Here is a 17,711-nt window from a genome sequence, read left to right as displayed (position 1 = left end):
ATTAAGCAAGGGCTTCTTGATGACTATATTTGTGAGCAACTTCGTTGCCCTTCGGTTAGGTTTGCGTAAGTCCTATAGGTATTACCTCTTTACATAGAGAAATGCCAATTTTTGCGTGCGTTTTGCAAAGAATTTAAAAATTTGATATAAAAATAAGCTTAAAATACCACCAAGCATAAAGCCTGACATACGACGTCCATTTTCTCCATGCGACCAATATAAAGGTTCAATTTTTTGTCCATTTATTTTATAAAAATATACTACAGGATCGCCCATACTATCGCCCCATGTCTTGAGTTGCCATATCTCATTTATTTTTTTCAATTCAATTTCATTATAGCCATCTCTAAGATCTCTAAACTCTTGCTGACAAAGTGCTTTGGGTTGTTGTTGATAGATTTCTATATTCAGTAATGTTGGTTGATTATTTTCCACGACACAGACTAAAAAATTTTCTGTCGGCTCACGTCTTGGTACTTCACTACTTAAATAAATGACTATTCCAGACAATAACCATAAGCCCAAACCAATAACGATACGAATTAATTGATTTTTGATTGAATTGTTATTCATTTTTGTCTAACTTTTAGCGGTTTAATTTTGTATAAATATAAAACTAATTTATCCTATTTACAATGCTTTTTGGGCTTGATTGATAGCTTGCATGATTTGGTAAAAAGATTGTACAAAGCAAAATCGCATTTACCATCGGTCTGGAAATTTTAAAAATGCTTTTTTAAAAACACTTTATTTGCAAAATCATTAATGTGGCAGTATAGTTATTCAAGATGTTTTATTTAAAGTCTTTATATATGTGACATCGTAATTTTTGACATAGAAAGGCATCTTTTTATTACATATATCCAATTCAGATGAATAGGACTTGATAATGCAAAAAATCATCGAAATAGAGCTCCCTTTTTGGCAAGATCCACAATTCTATGTTATCACGCAACATCAAAGAGATGATGCTTATATTTATTGTCGTATATGGGATAGCCCCGCCAATCCGATAAACGATAAGATGGGAAAATTTCATTTTCGCCAAGTATTGGCTTGCAATATCGAACGCAAGAAAATTAAATATCAATCAGATGATGAACCACGCTATCGTTCAGCAATACTAGAAATAATCAATTCTGAATATTTATCAAATTATTGTTCTAATTCAAAATTTTGTGATATTACAGGATATAGGCATTTTGTTGTACATAGTCATGACCATCATGTTGTTGTGTTAGCAAAAGATTATAGCGTTGAAATAATAAATCATCTTGAATATTTTGATGATATTGACGATTAACAACAATATAGCTCAAATCAAGGTATAACAATGATGCTTAATTTAGTTACTGAATTTTTCTCCATCATAAAAAAAGCCAAAACATCATTTAACGTTTTGGCTTTTGTTATTAAAGATCAATAAAATTAAGCATCAACTTCCGCATTCAAGGCATTTTCTTCAATAAATGCACGACGTGGCTCGACATCATCACCCATCAAACAGGCAAACATACGGTCGGCTTCGATAGCATCTTCGATGGTGACTTGCAACATATGACGATTTTCAGGATCCATGGTAGTTTCCCATAGCTGTTCCGCATTCATCTCACCCAAACCTTTGTAGCGTTGAATCATCATACCACGGCGTGAGTCTTGCAAAATTTGTTGCCACACTTGATGGAAATTTTCCACCATGATTTTGCGGTCGCCTTTTTGCAAATATGCCCCTTGTTCCAACACATCAAACCAACTCTTCGCACTCTTTTGCAAACGATGATATTCGGTCGCTTGGAATAGAGTTTGGTCTAATAAATAATGTTGCGGTAGGTTATGCACATACAAAGTCACACGTGGATAATATAGCGTGCGTTGCTCGCCATCTTGCTCTACAGCAAAACTTTCGATGCTGTATTCTGGACGTAGGCTGGCTTGAATATCGGCAACATTTTGCACCAATTTTTCTGCCCATTGTTTTACATAGCTTTGATCATGGCGTTGTTCCATGTGGAACACGTCATGTTTTAACAAAGCATCCAACAAAGTCGCAGGGAAACGCTGGGTTAAGCGAGCGATACTCTTTTGTGAACCTTGATAATCGGCAATCAATTGCTGTAACGCTTGCCCAGTGGTTGCAGGGGCATCGGCACTTACATGCAATGCCAATTCATCAATAGCACTAGAAATCAAAAAGCTTTCCAAGGCTTCTTCATCTTTGAGATACAGCTCTTGCTTGCCTTTTTTCAGCTTATACAATGGCGGTTGTGCAATATAAATATAACCACGCTCAACCAATTCAGGCATTTGACGGAAGAAGAACGTCAATAATAGTGTACGAATATGTGAACCATCCACGTCCGCATCGGTCATGATGATGATTTTGTGATAGCGTAATTTGTCTGGATTATATTCTTCTCGCCCGATACCACAGCCCAAGGCGGTAATCAATGTGCCGACTTCTTGGCTAGAAATCATCTTATCAAAGCGAGCACGTTCCACATTCAGAATCTTACCTTTCAGCGGTAAAATCGCTTGCATTTTACGGTTACGCCCTTGTTTTGCTGAACCACCTGCAGAGTCACCCTCGACTAAGTACAATTCAGATAATGCTGGGTCTTTTTCTTGGCAATCCGCCAATTTCCCAGGTAAACCTGCAATATCTAAGGCACTTTTACGACGTGTCATTTCACGGGCTTTACGTGCCGCATCACGGGCACGTGCTGCATCAATAATCTTACCAGCAATCGACTTGGCAGCGGTTGGATTTTCCAATAAATATTCAGAAAATGCCTTATTCATCGCCTGTTCAACCGCAGGCTTGACTTCACTCGATACCAATTTTTCTTTGGTTTGTGAAGAGAATTTTGGATCTGGCACTTTGACCGAAATAATCGCTGTCAAACCTTCTCGGGCATCATCACCAGTTACCGCAACTTTTTCTTTTTTCAGTAAATTTTCATTTTCCATATACTGATTTAAGCCACGCGTCAATGATGCACGGAAACCTGCCAAATGCGCTCCACCATCTTTTTGTGGAATATTATTGGTAAAACACAACACATTTTCTTGGTAGCTGTCATTCCATTGCAATGCCACTTCTACGCCAATACCTTGCTCACCTTGCACAGTAAAATGGAAAATATCATTAAGATGGGTTTTGCCTTCGTTGATATATTTTACAAACTCAGATAAACCACCTTCAAAATTAAAAACATGCTCAATACCAGCACGTTCGTCACGCAATAAAATTTTCACGCCTGCATTTAAGAATGACAATTCACGCAAACGACGCACCAAAATATCAGCATTAAAAATGGTTTGGCTGAAAGTATCACCACTTGGCAAGAAACGTACCATTGTGCCTGTTTTATCGGTCGTGCCTACGGCTTTGAGTGGATATTGTGGTTCACCGTGGCGATATTCTTGTTCAAAAATCTGTCCTTCACGTTGAATAGTCAGCCACAAATGACTAGACAAGGCATTCACCACCGATACCCCTACACCATGCAAACCGCCCGATACTTTATAACTGTTATCGTCAAATTTACCGCCTGCGTGCAAAATGGTTAAAATCACTTCAGCAGCCGATACACCTTCTTCTGGGTGAATGTCGGTCGGGATACCACGTCCATTATCCGATACGCTGACCGATTCATCTTGATGAATAATCACTTGGATTTCATCGCAATGTCCTGCCAATGCTTCATCGATGGCATTATCGACCACTTCAAAAACCATATGATGCAAGCCTGTACCATCGTCGGTATCACCAATGTACATACCCGGGCGTTTGCGTACTGCGTCTAAACCACGTAACACTTTGATATTAGAAGAATCATAGCTACTGCTTTGTTGTTCAGTCTGTTGTTGTTCGCTATGGCTTTGATTTTCACTATTATCCGTTGAATTGTGCTGTTCAGTACTCATCATTTGCTCCGCCATTTTTGAAAAAATCGCTAAAAAATCAATATGCTATGATTAAAGAATTTAAATCAGATTTTTGAAATAAAATTTATCTCTTTTTTCTTTAACTCAATATAAGCTAATCTATTGAAAAATAAAAGAAATTAAACTTCATCTTAAATCAACTATCACTTAAACAATTTTTCGCTAAATGATTGATTTAAATCTATTAAAAAATCTAACCAAGTATAACATATTTCACCAAAAAAACGGTAATTTTTAGTGTCTTTAACGATATTTTTACAGATTATTTTTAAATCAAAATAGCAATTCATTTCGATAAAACAAGTTATAAAAAATTCACTTTTATGAGACGTTATAAATAGGATTTCGACATTCTATATTGATTGCTTTTAATCCAGATATTTTTGGTCGATTGGAAAAAGCACTATAATCAAAACCAATATTTCCTGTAATTATCCAAGAATGGGCTATCTTTTGTGATAAAGAAATTAACTCAAAAACAACTTTTCCCAATCAAAATTTTGACGCTCAAGATGCATCACAATCACATCTGTGTTCACATCAAGCTTACTATTTGGTAAATCAATAAGATCTTTTAAATTACTGATTATTTTATTTTTTGATGAATCTTTTTGAACATGATCATCAAAGAAAAATCTAACATAAACCATGATTTCCATTTTGATTCAAACTCTATTTTCACCTTTAATTCGTCAAACTAAATTCAGTGATTTGACCTTGTTGTACTTGAAAAAAACAACTTTTTACCGTCAATTGCTGACAAATATTGATGGTCTGCTGATCCAACGTGGTGAGAAAAACCTGACTTTGCAATTGCTGTAAACGAGCCAACAAACGTTGCTGAGCAGATAAATCTAATTCTGCACTCAAGTCATCAATCAGCACAATACTCGGCTTGCCAATCTGTTGCAACATCGCCACTTGAGCCAATTTTAACGCCATAATAATCAGTTTTTTTTGCCCACGAGAACAAACATTTTCCACATCACCCGTTTCGGTTTTTAAACGTAAATCTGCCCGATGTACACCATGTTGCGTGGTGCGACGTTCCATATCTCGTGGCAATTCTTGGCTGAGCTGTGTTGCCAAACCCAATTGCGTAGAAAATCCTGCTTGATAATCCATTTTAAAATGCAAATGCGGTAAAAGCTGTTGTAATTCTTGCTGAATGGCGTCTTGCCACACTGCGACTAATTTTGCTCGCAATTGATGAATTTTTTCACCTTCACTGGCTAAAATCGCATCCCAAATGGCAATATGCTGTGCCAAGCCTTGCGTATGAGGTGTTTTTAATAAAGCATTGCGTTGTTTTAAAGCCTTACTATAATGTTGCCAACACGGATAAAATTCGGGTTCCACGTGAAACATTAACCAGTCTAATAATTGTCGCCGTGCCTTTGCCCCTTGGTCAATGATTTCGGTACTTTGCGGTTCAATCACTTGTACAGGCAATAACTTGGCAAGCTGTCCTTGTGTGGCTACGGTTTCACCATTGACTCGCATCACTTGCTCGCCTGATGCGTTTTTTTGCAGTCCGATTTTGGCATCATCAAGCTCAGCATAAATCAACATGTTGTCTTGTTGATGCTGAATATAATGCTTGGGGATATGGGTGCGAAAAGACCGCCCTGTCGCCAATAGGTGCAATGATTCTAATAATGACGTTTTGCCCGAACCATTTTCCCCAAAAAATAAATTAAATTGTTGTAAGTTTTTGAGTTGGATAGATTTAAGATTGCGTAAACGTTCGATATGTAAGGTTTGAATAGGCATAGCAAAATAAACGTTCGTCGCTTTTCAAAAAGAAAATCTCCTCCCCTTAGGGGAGGATTAAGGAGGGGAAAACCATCAAACACGCATCGGCATCACAACATAAGTTTGATTAGGCTGATTAGGATCACGCATCAATACCGATTGATTGCTTTCAGTCATTTGCATTTGCACATCTTCACCATCTAAGGCATTCAGCACATCGACCAAATATTGGGCATTAAATGACATTTCCATGCTTTCGCCTTGATAATTCATGGCAAAATCTTCAATGGCTTCGTCTTGCTCAGGGTTATTGGCACGCAATTGCAAATTATCCACATTAAATTGCAAGAAAATACCACGCAATTTTTCATTACTCAAAATCGCCACACGTTGCAACGATTGTTTAAAGGCATCATGTGCCAATTGTGCGATTTTGTCGCCACCTTTTGGAATCACACGGCGATAATCTGGGAATTTACCATCGATCAATTTAGTGGTAAAACGCACATGCACTGCACTTTCTTTTTCTTTGGCAGGCAATTCAATCGATACATTCAAAAATTCTTTGCCAATCAATACCGATAATTGCTGATCATCTACCGCCAATAAACGTTGTAATTCATTTACCGCTTTACGTGGAACGATGGCTTGTACAGCTTGTTCTGCATCAGATTGGGCATCCACTTCGCATAATGCCAAACGGTGACCATCTGTGGTGACTGCACGCAATTGATTTTGTTCAATTTCTAATAATGTACCCGTCAAATAAAAACGTACATCTTGCACCGCCATCGCAAAGGCAGTTTTTTCAAATAATCGTTTTAAATCACCTTGTGCCACGGTGACATTTTTGCCTTGTGATTGTTCATTGCTTAATAATGGATAGTCTTCGGCAGACAATGTGCCTAATACAAAACGACTTTGTCCAGAAGTCAAAATACAGCGTTGGTCTTCGGTCACTTGTAAATCAACAATGGCTTGGTTTGGCAAAGATTTGCAAATATCCATCAATTTGCGTGCAGGAATGGTACTTTCACCGGCTTGCACACACGCACCTGTTGCCAATTCCACATGTGCCACCAATTCGACTTCTAAGTCCGAACCAGTTACAGTCAATTGTTGTGGATTCACTTGTACTTTAATATTAGATAAAATATTCAGAGTATGGCGACGCTCAACAGCACCCATAACGTGAGAGATGACTTGTAACAAAGTTTCTTTGGCTATTTTTAGGTGCATAATAATCCCCGACAAATGATGATAAACAAATTAGACAGAAGAGGGTTAGTTTAACATTTTTTTGCCGAAGATGGCGGATTTTTTGCAGGCTTTAGTTCTGCAAAATCCGCATCAAATTTTTATAATCTTCTGCAAAGCTCACATCTTCTTCGCATAAGCTTTTGACTTTTTCACAAGCGTGCATCACCGTGCTATGGTCACGTCCACCAAATGCCATGCCAATTTCTGGAAAGCTATCGCCAGTCAATTCGCGTGCCAAACCCATTGCCATTTGTCGTGGTCGTGCATAAATACGCGTACGTTTTGCCCCGATCAATTCTTTATGTGGGATTTTAAAATATTCTGCCACCACTTTTTGAATATTTTCTACACTGATGGTTCTAGCACGAATTGCCAATACATCTTTGAGTGATTCTCGTACAATTTCGGTATCAATCGGTTGCCCTTTAAAGCGTGCAGTAGCCACCACTTTATTTAATGCCCCTTCGAGTTCTCGCACATTGGCGACCACTTGTTGAGCGATAAATAAAGCACAATTGCGTGGCAAATCAATATCATTGCTTTGGGCTTTTTTCAACAAAATTTCAATACGAGTTTCAATATCCGGCGGCTCAATCCCCACCGATAACCCCCAAGAAAAACGTGATACCAAACGTGCATCGAGCTTGGTGAGTTCTTTGGGATAACGGTCAGAGGTCAAAATAATTTGTTTAGATTCATCTAATAAGGCATTAAAAGTATGGAAAAATTCCACCATACTGGCTTCTTTGCCTTCTAACAAATGAATATCATCCACCAACATCAAATCCAAAGAACGGCAATTACGCTTAAATTCATCAATTTTGCCACGCTGAATAGAATGCACAAAATCTTGTACAAAACCTTCTGCGGTCATATACATCACACGAGCGTTAGGCTTGACATGTAACACCGCATGACCCACAGCTTGCATTAAGTGGGTTTTACCCAAACCGGTAGGACCATACAAAAATAAAGGGTTATGTTGTGCTGCACCAAGATCAGTCAATACTTTACGGCAGGTTTCCGCCGCCATCTGGTTAGAACGACCTTCTACAAACGTAGCGAAAGTAAAGGCAGGATTAAGCTGACGTTTTTTGCTTTTCGGACTAGGTTCAGGCTGTGCCTTTGCTGCTGTTGGTGTAGATAAAGCAGCTACACTGGTCGCTGGCTTTTCTTCTTGCGATAAAATATCTTCGCCTGGACGAGAATCAACCACAATATCGACCTTTTGCACACGACCTTGCGACAATTCCAATGCCAATTGACTAATCAATTCCATATAATTGTCTTGCAAAGGGGCAACCCAATACGGGCTAGGCGGCAATAGACGCAATACGCCATCCACTTCTTGTGCATGAAGCGGTAGAATCCACATAGTGAATACATTTTCTGGCAGTTGTTGCTTTAGGCGTATTTTACATTCTTGCCATAGCATATCACATTCTCCAAACCCGATATAAATTTAAATTCAAACTTTAAGGAAAAGCTTTAACCAACCCAAAACCAAGCTTCATCAAGTTGGGGCGGTCATTCTAACTAAGTTTATAAAAGTTATCCACAGAAATTTTCTCTAAAAAGCCTTATTTTGTCTAAAAGCACATCAATTATAGATAAAAATGAATTTAAATTTACAATTGTGGATAAGCTCAAATACAGACTGTGGATAAGTTTTATGATACAGTTATCCACATTTTAATACAAGTGCATCCGCAAAGCTATTCACAGGCTAATTTTATCTTTTTTATGGCTTTTTAGTGGATATCCACCAAAAAAGGCTCTGCTTATAATAATAAATTTAAAATTTGAATTTATAAATTTAAATTTGAAAAACGTTCTTTTGTGGATAAGTTTTAAATTTAAATTCATGCTTTTAAATTTAAAACTGATTCATGCGAACTCAATCCTATGCCAGATCAGTAAACTTTATGTTTTAGCCAAACCGATAGGCTTTTTATTGATATAAAACCGAGCAATAACAAAAATCAATTTAAAGCAAAAATTAAAAAATATAACCTATTGATTTAAATCATTAAAATAGAATTTAATCACACATTTTAACCGATCATATCGGATTGTGGTTTTGAATGCAAACCAAAATTAAATATTTTTTAAATTATTGATTTTTATATATTAATGTTATTTTTAAAAAAATTGCCGACAAGATGTATCCTTCTTTTTTTGCTAAGCTTTTAAGGAAAAATTTATTTTCACTATAACATTTTATAAATCAATAATTTATAAATCCCCCCTATTTCAAAATAAAAATCAAAAAAAACAGTGCCTTGCTGTGCTTGCCGATGGTGATGACCAATGTTAGTTAGGTTGGATGATATTTTTAAATTTAAATTCATTACTTTTGAATTTAAATTTAGTTTTTTATGCTTAGCCATTGCGAGCATGATGGTTGTGATGATCTTGTACTATCTATCTTAGTACAATTAAGATGTTAAAAGGTTTGTAAATAAAAAAACACGCAAATTCATAATGTTAAAATAAAATTATTATATTACACTGATTTTCGAATGGCTTAAATTAGATGGATTTAGGCTCAACTTTTACAATGGCATGCTTTTGCAACTCGGTGGATGTATTGCGTTTTTAAATTTAAATTCAAAGATTATGGGTTTAAATTTAAAATAATGAATTTAAATTCAAAAACTACTAACCAATAGGCAAAGTGATAAAAATTAAGCAAATTTTAGCAGCGTATTGTACAAATTTTATCAAATTTCTTGCAAAAAATCAGAAAATATCAAGCTTTAAGCCGATAAACACATTGACACTTTGCCTTGAAATGTCTAAAATTATGCGTCCTATACGATAACATTATTTTTTACGGAGTTTCACCATGAAACGTACTTTCCAACCAAGTCAATTGAAGCGTAAACGTGTTCACGGTTTCCGCGCGCGTATGGCAACTAAAGCTGGTCGTCAAGTGCTTGCACGTCGCCGTGCTAAAGGTCGTCATAGCTTAACTGTATAAGCTAGGTTTAGACGGATTGATGGGGTCGTATGCCGCTTTATCCATTTGGTAAAGATGCACGGCTACGATGTGCTAAAGATTATCAAGGGGTATTTAACCATACCTTGTTCAAAGTACATCAACCTTGTTTCTTAGTCTTAGCTACCACACGTACCCAAGGGCAAAGCCGCTTGGGTTTAGTTGTTGCTAAGAAAAAAGTCAAACGTGCCCATGAGCGTAACCGTGTCAAACGCTTGAGCCGAGAAAGTTTTCGTTTGCATCAACATGCAATCCATGCATTAGATATTGTGATTATGCCCAAAGTTGGCATAGAACAGGTCAGCAATGCCGATATTGCACAGCAATTGCAAGCCACTTGGCAAAAGTTACAACGGCTATTATATAAGCATCAAACGGGTGAATTATCCGCTCCCCCCTCTTCCGCACGTTCTGCACGACATAAAGGCAATAAGTCAAAGTCATCATGACTTTGCTTGCTGTTTTTGTGCTTTGACATCTTATTGATACGACCTTGCGATGCAAAAGATATTGCAAAAATTACTCTATGGATTGATTCGCTTTTATCAGATTGCAATTAGTCCGATGCTTGGCCCACGTTGTCGCTACTTTCCCACCTGTTCTCAATATGCAATCGAAGCCATTGCATTACATGGTGCGGTAAAAGGCAGCTATTTGGCAACACGGCGTGTTTGTCGCTGTCATCCGTGGGGCGGTCATGGCTATGATCCTGTACCTAGACCCAAAGCAAAATTTTTGCGTTATCGGCCCATTCAATTGATTGGTTTGGGTATATATCGCTTAAATTATCAATTACAATATGCAGGCGATCCATGATCGTCTGTATGGTTTTTTGGCGTAACGGCGATGTTTTTCATTTTTTAGATGAATTGCTAAGCTGAACAGCATGTGCGTTACGGTTTTTTTATTTTTTAGGATTAAACATTATGCAACAATGGTCTAGGTTTGCCATACTCGGTGCGATGTTTGTCACGGCGTATTTGCTGATTTTGGCTTGGCAAAAAGATTATGGTCATGCCAGCACAGCGACGCCTGCACCTGTAGCGGCTGCCACAGCCCCTGCACACTCGTCGCAATCGGATATTCCAACCCAAGCTGCCAATACCGCACCTGCCGCAGCGACTGACGTGCCACAAGCAGCCGTAGCCAATGCTGCCACTGTTACAGCAACACCTGCAGCAGCTTCAACCCAATTGATTAATGTCAAGACAGATATGTATCAATTGGCAATTGACCCTGTTGGTGGTGATATTGTGCATTTAGCACTATTAACCCACGACAAAAACAAAACTGGCGATGAGCCTTTTGTGATGTTGCATAATGATAAAAATGTTTATGTAGCACAGTCTGGTTTGATTGGACAAAATGGCCCAGATCAAAATGCCAGTGGTCGCCCACGTTATGAAGTAGAAAAAATGCAATACAGCGTGGCAGACTTCATGCCATCTGGTACTGTAGCTGGAGACACTTTAACCATACCTTTGGTGTATAAAACCAATGATGGCGTAGAAATCTTCAAAACCTTTACTTTCAAAAAAGGTCAATACCCGATTGAAGTCAATCACCGTATCGTGAACCGCAGTAGCAATGTTTGGCAGGGTCAAATGTTCGCTCAGCTCAAACGTGATGGTGCAGATGATCCAGGCAAGTCTAGCCAAGGTATCTTTACGCTAGGTACTTATCTTGGTGGTGCTTGGGGTACGCCAAATGAGCATTATAAAAAGCTGAAATTTGCCAATTTTAATGATGAACGTTTGAACCAATCTGCTCAAGGTGGTTGGGTGGCGATTGTACAGCATTATTTTGTCTCTGCTTGGGTACCAAACAAAGACTATGTTGCACAGCTCGAATCACGTAATAGTGCTGACAATATGCACATTATTGGTTTCCGTTCACCGATGGTGAATGTCCCTGCTGGCAAACAATATGATATTGGTGCAACGCTATATGCGGGTCCAAAAATCCAGTCTGATTTGAAAGCTTTGGCAACAGGCTTAAACCAAACTGTAGATTATGGTTGGTTGTGGCCGATTGCACAGTTGCTATTCTGGGGCTTAGAATTTTTCCATAAAATTATTGGTAACTGGGGCTGGTCAATCGTATTATTGACTGTATTGGTGAAACTAATCTTATGGCCATTGTCTGCCAAAGCGTATCGCTCAATGGCGAAGATGCGTGTCATTGCACCAGAAATGCAACGCATGAAAGAAGAATTTGGTGAAGACCGTATGCGTTTTTCACAAGAAATGATGGCACTATACAAGCGTGAACAAGTCAATCCATTATCAGGCTGTTTACCGTTATTGTTACAAATGCCGATTTTCTTGGCTTTGTACTGGGTATTGATGGAGAGTGTGGAATTACGCCATGCACCGTGGATGCTGTGGATTCAAGATTTATCTGCAATGGATCCGTGGTTTATCCTGCCATTGATTATGGGTGCAACCATGTACATTCAACAGATGTTGAACCCGCAACCTGCTGACCCTGTACAAGCGAAAGTCTTTAAATTGATGCCAATTATCTTTACCGTATTCTTGCTATTCTTCCCAGCAGGTTTGGTACTGTACTGGATTGTCAATAACTTGATCACGATTGCACAGCAGTCGTATATCAATAAGACGATTGAAAAACAGCGTTTAGCAAAAACTGCTTAATGTTGTAAATTAAGTCTGCAAAAATCCGTATAAGGTGATAATCTTATACGGATTTTTTTATTCCATCACGTGCCATTGCCACAGTGAATATTTGTATTGAGCGAAACAGAATGTCTAATTATCAAACCACAACGATTGCTGCGATTGCTACACCTTTGGGGCGTGGTGGCGTTGGCGTGATTCGCCTATCGGGTAGCAATGCCTTCGCCATTGCCGAACAATTGACACAAAAACCATTACCTAAAATTCGTCAAGCCGGTTTTCGCCAATGCTTAGATGCCGATGGTCATGTACTCGATGAAGGAATTATTTTATGCTTCAAAGCCCCACATAGCTTTACTGGCGAAGATGTAGTGGAAATCCAAGGGCATGGCGGTGTCGTGATTCAAAATATGCTATTGGCTCGAGTGTTGGCACTCGGTGCGATGGCTGCGCAAGCAGGCGAATTTTCCATGCGTGCTTTTGAAAATAATAAAATGGATTTGGTGCAGGCAGAAGCGATTGCTGATTTGATTGATGCCAGTTCGCAAGCGGCGGCACGTTCTGCGGTACGTTCTTTGCAAGGGGCATTTTCGCAAAAAGTGAATGATGTCTTAGAACAACTCATTCATTTGCGTTTGCATGTCGAAGCAGCGATTGATTTCCCCGAAGAAGAAATCGACTTTTTGGCAGACGGTAAAATTTTGGCATTATTAGAGCAAGTACAGCACGCCACCACCGCAGTACAGCAATCGGCTCGCCAAGGGCAATTGTTGCGAGAAGGTTTGCAAGTGGTAATCGCAGGCAAACCCAATGCCGGAAAATCAAGTTTACTCAATGTGTTAGCAGGAAATGAACGAGCCATTGTCACCGATATTGCAGGCACAACCCGTGATGTGTTGCATGAAAAAATCGTATTAAATGGTTTGCCAATGACGCTGACTGATACCGCAGGTTTGCGTGAAACGCAGGATGTGGTGGAAAAAGAAGGCATACGCCGTGCCATTCAAGCCATTGAACAAGCGGATTTATTACTTTTCGTTTATGACATGAGTCAAGAACAACAGCCTTTGGCATTGGCAAAGCACTATTTTGCTGAACATCTTGATCCAAAACGCACGCTATTGATTGCCAACAAATGCGATTTGACCGATGAAACTGCTCGTATTGATGAATTGGACGGTTTTACCCGTGCTGTGGTATCCGCTCGTGCTGAATTGGGCTTAGGACTACTCACCGACCGTATCACCACTTATGCTGGTTTTCAGCCTGAACAAGATACCTTTATTGCTCGTACGCGACACCTTGACGCCATGCAACGTACGCAATTTTATTTGGCGGAAGCCAAGCAACAATTGGTGGAATATCATGCAGGGGAATTGGTGGCAGAATCTTTGCGTTTAGCCCAAAATGCCTTAAGTGAAATCACCGGTGAATTTACCGCCGATGATTTGTTGGGCAAGATTTTTGGTAGTTTTTGTATTGGTAAATAATGAAAAATCGATCAATTTCAACGAAATTGAGCGTTTGGAAATATTTTTAGAAGTTGTAAAGTGGCATCACGATGGTGCTGTATTCTGTAGTAAAACACACCTATCTTTACACAAAAAATATTTAGAATCGCCAAATCATGTTATTAATAAATCATCTATTTTAATTTTTTGGGAAAATTTTATGACTATCCAACATCGTGATGAACTGGTTAATGGCGTATTTTTTATTGAGCATGAAAGCAAACGCACTGCTGAGATGACTTATCAATATCGTGATCAGCATACCATAGTGGTGGATCATACTTGGGTAGATGATTCTTTGCGTGGGCAAGGCGTTGCCAAACGATTATTTGATGCTTTAGTTACTTTCGCTCAAGATAAACAACTAAAAGTTATTCCGATTTGTTCTTATGTGGTGACAATGTTTGAACGCCATCCTGAATTACAAAGCTTGCGTGCGTAATTTTAGAAAAATTTACACCATAAAAAAGGTTGCGGATACAATCCACAACCTTTTTTTATTTGATGATAATTAAGCCTTTTTTGCCTGTAACGCCTGCACCAATTTTTGGTGAATGCCACCAAATCCACCATTGGACATAATCACCACCACATCATCATCGCCAATCTGTGCGGTGATATGTTCGATAATTGCATCAATGGTTGTCATTACTTGCTGACGCTCTGCACCACCAATCGCATCCGCCACCGACCAATCCAAATTAGACGGCTGATACCAAATCACGTGATCGGCAACACTGGCAGATGGGGCAAGCAAGCCCTGATGTGTGCCCAATTTCATGGTGTTACTACGTGGTTCTATCACTGCCCAGATTTTACGCTGGCTTCGCTCGGCAAAACGCTTTTTCGCCCCATCCAATGTGGTTTCAATCGCTGTTGGATGATGAGCAAAATCATCATACACTTCGATGATGCCATTGGCTTTTTCAATGCTACCCACCAATTCCATACGACGTTTAATCCCAGCAAAATTTGACAAAGCTTCACAGGCTTTTGCAATCGGTACACCAACATGATAAGCCGCAGCAATCGCCACCAATCCATTGTTTACGCTATGAATACCACTCATTGACCAATTCACAGTACCCATTTCATCATGATGTTTCACGTGAAACACTGAGCCGTCTTCTTGCTCTAATTTTGCCGACCAATCCGCCATCTCTGGAGATGATGACGACTCAATCGCCATCCGCCAAATCGGTGTCCAACAGCCTTTTTTGATGGTTTCTTCCAAGCTATCTGTGCCTGCTGACATGATGATTTGACCATTAGATGGAATCATACGAATCATATGATGGAATTGGGTTTGAATCGCTGCCAAATTTGGGAAAATATCGGCGTGATCATATTCCAAATTATTCAAAATCGCGGTCTTTGGACGGTAATGCACAAATTTAGAACGTTTATCAAAAAATGCACTGTCATACTCATCGGCTTCGATAACAAAATAGGCTTCTTGATCTTGCGTGGCATTTTTACCTAAATAACTACTGTGTTTAAAAGCATTTTTTAAACGTTCATCATCGGTATTCACCAACGGTACACCGCCAATCAAAAAGCCCGTATCAATCCCTGCATAGTGTAAAATCCATGCCAACATTGTGGTTGTGGTGGTTTTACCATGCGTACCCGCAACCGCCAACACATGACGATATTGCAGCACATGTTCAGCCAACCATTGCGGGCCTGACGTATAGGGAATGCGTTCATTGAGCATATACTCTACTGCATCAATGCTACGCTTCATGGCATTGCCCACAATCACCAAATCAGGCTGCGGCTGTAAGTGGCTACGGTCATAGCCTTGCATCAATTGAATGCCTGCATTTTCTAATTGTGTCGACATAGGTGGATAAACATTTTCATCACTACCCGTCACAGTGTGCCCAAGCTCACGTGCTAATAGAGCCAGTGATCCCATGAATGTGCCACAAATTCCTAATATATGCAGATGCATGTTTATACTCACTTAAATCATCATTTATAAGTGCTATTTTAATGCAAATTGTGTTAAAAAAATACGTTAAATTTAATAGGTGTGTGTACGGAAGATATGTTTTTATCGCTGAGATAAAGATAAACGGCATTGCTGTATAAATATGATGCATATTTAAGCGATAAAAAATAGTATACAAAAAAGCTTGCCTAAACGTATATATAAACGATACCATGAAAAGACATTATCGATTTATTACTGAGGAGAAGTCATGGCTTACTATCACTTGGTCTTAGAGGTCAAAGAAAATTTGGGTAAACGTGATGAGATTCGCGACCTACTGGCGTTTGATATTGTAGACATAAAAACTGCGATCAGTGAAACGATCTTGCCTTATATATTTAAAGATGATGTAAATTATCAAGGTGACAACATTAATTATGATGATATTCAGTTATTTGAGATAAAACAAACACAGTTACCTATCCAAGAATTAATTCAACAAAAACAACAAGACCTGCCCTCAAATACTGATGTGACCATTACTGCATTCGAAGTATTTAATGATAAAGCATTATGTACCGATGTGACTCAAGTTGTATTTGATATATTGGCAGAATAATTCAGTTATTTTAAATAATCGTTAAGTTTATCTTCTTAATCGCTTTGCCAATATTGAGCATAATACTAAATATTATGCTCAATAAAAAAACAAAATCGATTGATAATCAATTATTGTAATTGCACACTGCCGCTGGCAACGACTTTTACTTCACTATTGCCTGCCTCAATATTTTGGCTTTGAATATCATGTTGTTTCATCTCTGCACCTGCCATCATTGCCATAGGTCGAGGATAATAGTTATTATCGCTACTGAACTGTAAATTTACCAATTCATAACGTTGAGCATTCCATGGTGCAAGCAATAATTGAGCACGTTTTTGGAAGGCTTTGGACGCTTCGACATACAATTCATTTTCAACTTTTTCACGCTGTGCTTTGGATACGCTAAAATTAATATCCTGTAACTGTAGATTTTGTTGTAGCTTAGCGATCAACTCACTATTGGCTTTAAAATCCGCACCTGACAAGACTATTTCAGCACGTCCACGCCAATTGGTGAGCTGACGTTTGTCATTGTAAATCGGGTAAGTATTTTGACTGCCTGTACGAATCTGTACTTGTGGGTATTGCTTAGCGACAGCAATACTCTGATTAAGGATTTGATTGATACGATTAGCTAGCGTGCTGGCATCTTTTTCATTTAGTTCGGTGTAGAGTACAGCTTGCATTTCATCATTCGCAATCTGTCGACTCACCTCTGCTTGTAGCTGTACAATGCGTTTATTGTCATCAGCATGAGCCACACCAGTAAATAGCATTGTTGTAGCCAGTGCAAAACTAGATATTGATAACTTGTTCACATAAATTCTCTTGAATAGATAGATTAAGTTAATTTATATACTTTATTAAAAAAATAACAAGTCACTAATCGTTAAAATAAACAACAAAAAATGATATTGTGGATAAATCGTGAATTTCCAATCAAAATAAAAATATGAATAAATTATGTAATTCTCTTCAATAGACCTCTTTCGAAAATGTAAATTTAGCGATTAACTTGCCAATTTATAAATCCTGCCACTAATTTCATTCTCAA

At 38.6% G+C, this 17,711-nt stretch carries 15 protein-coding genes and 1 pseudogene; 8 read left to right on the top strand and 8 right to left on the bottom strand.

The window, feature by feature from the left end; all coding sequences use genetic code 11:
• Positions 1 to 81: 81 nt before the first annotated feature.
• Entirely contained in the window at positions 82 to 573 is a 492-nt protein-coding gene (locus ACEYX7_RS08140; protein ID WP_374804800.1) for a hypothetical protein, read from the bottom strand.
• A 316-nt stretch (positions 574 to 889) separates the two neighbouring features.
• Here ACEYX7_RS08140 and ACEYX7_RS08135 point away from each other — a divergent pair, with 316 nt between their 5' ends.
• Positions 890 to 1,303: a hypothetical protein gene (locus ACEYX7_RS08135; RefSeq protein ID WP_374807153.1), complete on the top strand. Its 414-nt coding sequence runs from the start codon at positions 890 to 892 to the stop codon at positions 1,301 to 1,303.
• Between the two features lie 125 nt (positions 1,304 to 1,428).
• Here ACEYX7_RS08135 and gyrB read toward each other — a convergent pair whose 3' ends face one another.
• The 5 genes from gyrB to dnaA form a co-directional block, all read right to left on the bottom strand.
• Positions 1,429 to 3,927: a DNA topoisomerase (ATP-hydrolyzing) subunit B gene (gene gyrB / locus ACEYX7_RS08130; protein ID WP_374804802.1), complete on the bottom strand. Its 2,499-nt coding sequence runs from the start codon at positions 3,925 to 3,927 to the stop codon at positions 1,429 to 1,431.
• Between the two features lie 488 nt (positions 3,928 to 4,415).
• Positions 4,416 to 4,607, bottom strand: a complete 192-nt coding sequence (locus tag ACEYX7_RS08125; protein WP_374900418.1) for a hypothetical protein — start codon at positions 4,605 to 4,607, stop codon at positions 4,416 to 4,418.
• A 25-nt stretch (positions 4,608 to 4,632) separates the two neighbouring features.
• On the bottom strand, positions 4,633 to 5,721 hold the full coding sequence (recF, locus tag ACEYX7_RS08120) for a DNA replication/repair protein RecF (RefSeq protein ID WP_374900417.1): 1,089 nt from the start codon (positions 5,719 to 5,721) through the stop codon (positions 4,633 to 4,635).
• A 75-nt stretch (positions 5,722 to 5,796) separates the two neighbouring features.
• Entirely contained in the window at positions 5,797 to 6,942 is a 1,146-nt protein-coding gene (gene dnaN / locus ACEYX7_RS08115) for a DNA polymerase III subunit beta (RefSeq protein ID WP_374804805.1), read from the bottom strand.
• Between the two features lie 91 nt (positions 6,943 to 7,033).
• Positions 7,034 to 8,398, bottom strand: coding sequence for a chromosomal replication initiator protein DnaA (gene dnaA, locus ACEYX7_RS08110; protein ID WP_374804806.1), 1,365 nt, complete (start codon positions 8,396 to 8,398; stop codon positions 7,034 to 7,036).
• 1,413 nt (positions 8,399 to 9,811) lie between these two features.
• Here dnaA and rpmH point away from each other — a divergent pair.
• From rpmH to ACEYX7_RS08080, 6 genes and pseudogenes are all read left to right on the top strand, one after another.
• Positions 9,812 to 9,946: a 50S ribosomal protein L34 gene (gene rpmH, locus ACEYX7_RS08105; RefSeq protein WP_374804807.1), complete on the top strand. Its 135-nt coding sequence runs from the start codon at positions 9,812 to 9,814 to the stop codon at positions 9,944 to 9,946.
• 29 nt (positions 9,947 to 9,975) lie between these two features.
• Positions 9,976 to 10,413 carry a ribonuclease P protein component gene (gene rnpA / locus ACEYX7_RS08100; RefSeq protein WP_374804808.1) on the top strand — a complete coding sequence of 146 codons (438 nt, stop codon included), beginning with the start codon at positions 9,976 to 9,978 and terminating at the stop codon, positions 10,411 to 10,413.
• Between the two features lie 61 nt (positions 10,414 to 10,474).
• A pseudogene (gene yidD, locus ACEYX7_RS08095) lies at positions 10,475 to 10,717 on the top strand (membrane protein insertion efficiency factor YidD); the annotation flags it as partial.
• A gap of 173 nt (positions 10,718 to 10,890) precedes the next feature.
• Positions 10,891 to 12,621 (top strand): membrane protein insertase YidC, encoded by a 1,731-nt coding sequence (gene yidC / locus ACEYX7_RS08090; protein ID WP_374804809.1) that lies wholly within the window; start codon positions 10,891 to 10,893, stop codon positions 12,619 to 12,621.
• A gap of 110 nt (positions 12,622 to 12,731) precedes the next feature.
• The gene (gene mnmE / locus ACEYX7_RS08085) at positions 12,732 to 14,093 is read left to right on the top strand and encodes a tRNA uridine-5-carboxymethylaminomethyl(34) synthesis GTPase MnmE (protein ID WP_374804810.1); all 1,362 of its coding nucleotides are present in this window, start codon (positions 12,732 to 12,734) and stop codon (positions 14,091 to 14,093) included.
• Positions 14,094 to 14,274: 181 nt separating this feature from the next.
• Positions 14,275 to 14,556 (top strand): GNAT family N-acetyltransferase, encoded by a 282-nt coding sequence (locus ACEYX7_RS08080; RefSeq protein WP_374804811.1) that lies wholly within the window; start codon positions 14,275 to 14,277, stop codon positions 14,554 to 14,556.
• A gap of 69 nt (positions 14,557 to 14,625) precedes the next feature.
• On the opposite strand, the gene mpl is transcribed toward ACEYX7_RS08080, so the two are convergent.
• Positions 14,626 to 16,071, bottom strand: coding sequence for a UDP-N-acetylmuramate:L-alanyl-gamma-D-glutamyl-meso-diaminopimelate ligase (mpl, locus tag ACEYX7_RS08075; protein WP_374804812.1), 1,446 nt, complete (start codon positions 16,069 to 16,071; stop codon positions 14,626 to 14,628).
• A gap of 250 nt (positions 16,072 to 16,321) precedes the next feature.
• On the opposite strand from mpl, the gene ACEYX7_RS08070 reads away from it, so the two are divergent.
• The gene (locus tag ACEYX7_RS08070) at positions 16,322 to 16,672 is read left to right on the top strand and encodes a hypothetical protein (RefSeq protein ID WP_374804813.1); all 351 of its coding nucleotides are present in this window, start codon (positions 16,322 to 16,324) and stop codon (positions 16,670 to 16,672) included.
• 110 nt (positions 16,673 to 16,782) lie between these two features.
• Here ACEYX7_RS08070 and ACEYX7_RS08065 read toward each other — a convergent pair whose 3' ends face one another.
• Complete coding sequence (locus ACEYX7_RS08065) at positions 16,783 to 17,475, bottom strand: SIMPL domain-containing protein (RefSeq protein ID WP_374807025.1); 693 nt, start codon at positions 17,473 to 17,475, stop codon at positions 16,783 to 16,785.
• Between the last annotated feature and the right edge of the window lie 236 nt (positions 17,476 to 17,711).

The organism is Hubeiibacter jixunmingi (genome assembly GCF_041928215.1).
GTDB lineage: Bacteria > Pseudomonadota > Gammaproteobacteria > Pseudomonadales > Moraxellaceae > Acinetobacter.
This window is presented reverse-complemented; position numbering and strand designations above follow the sequence as displayed.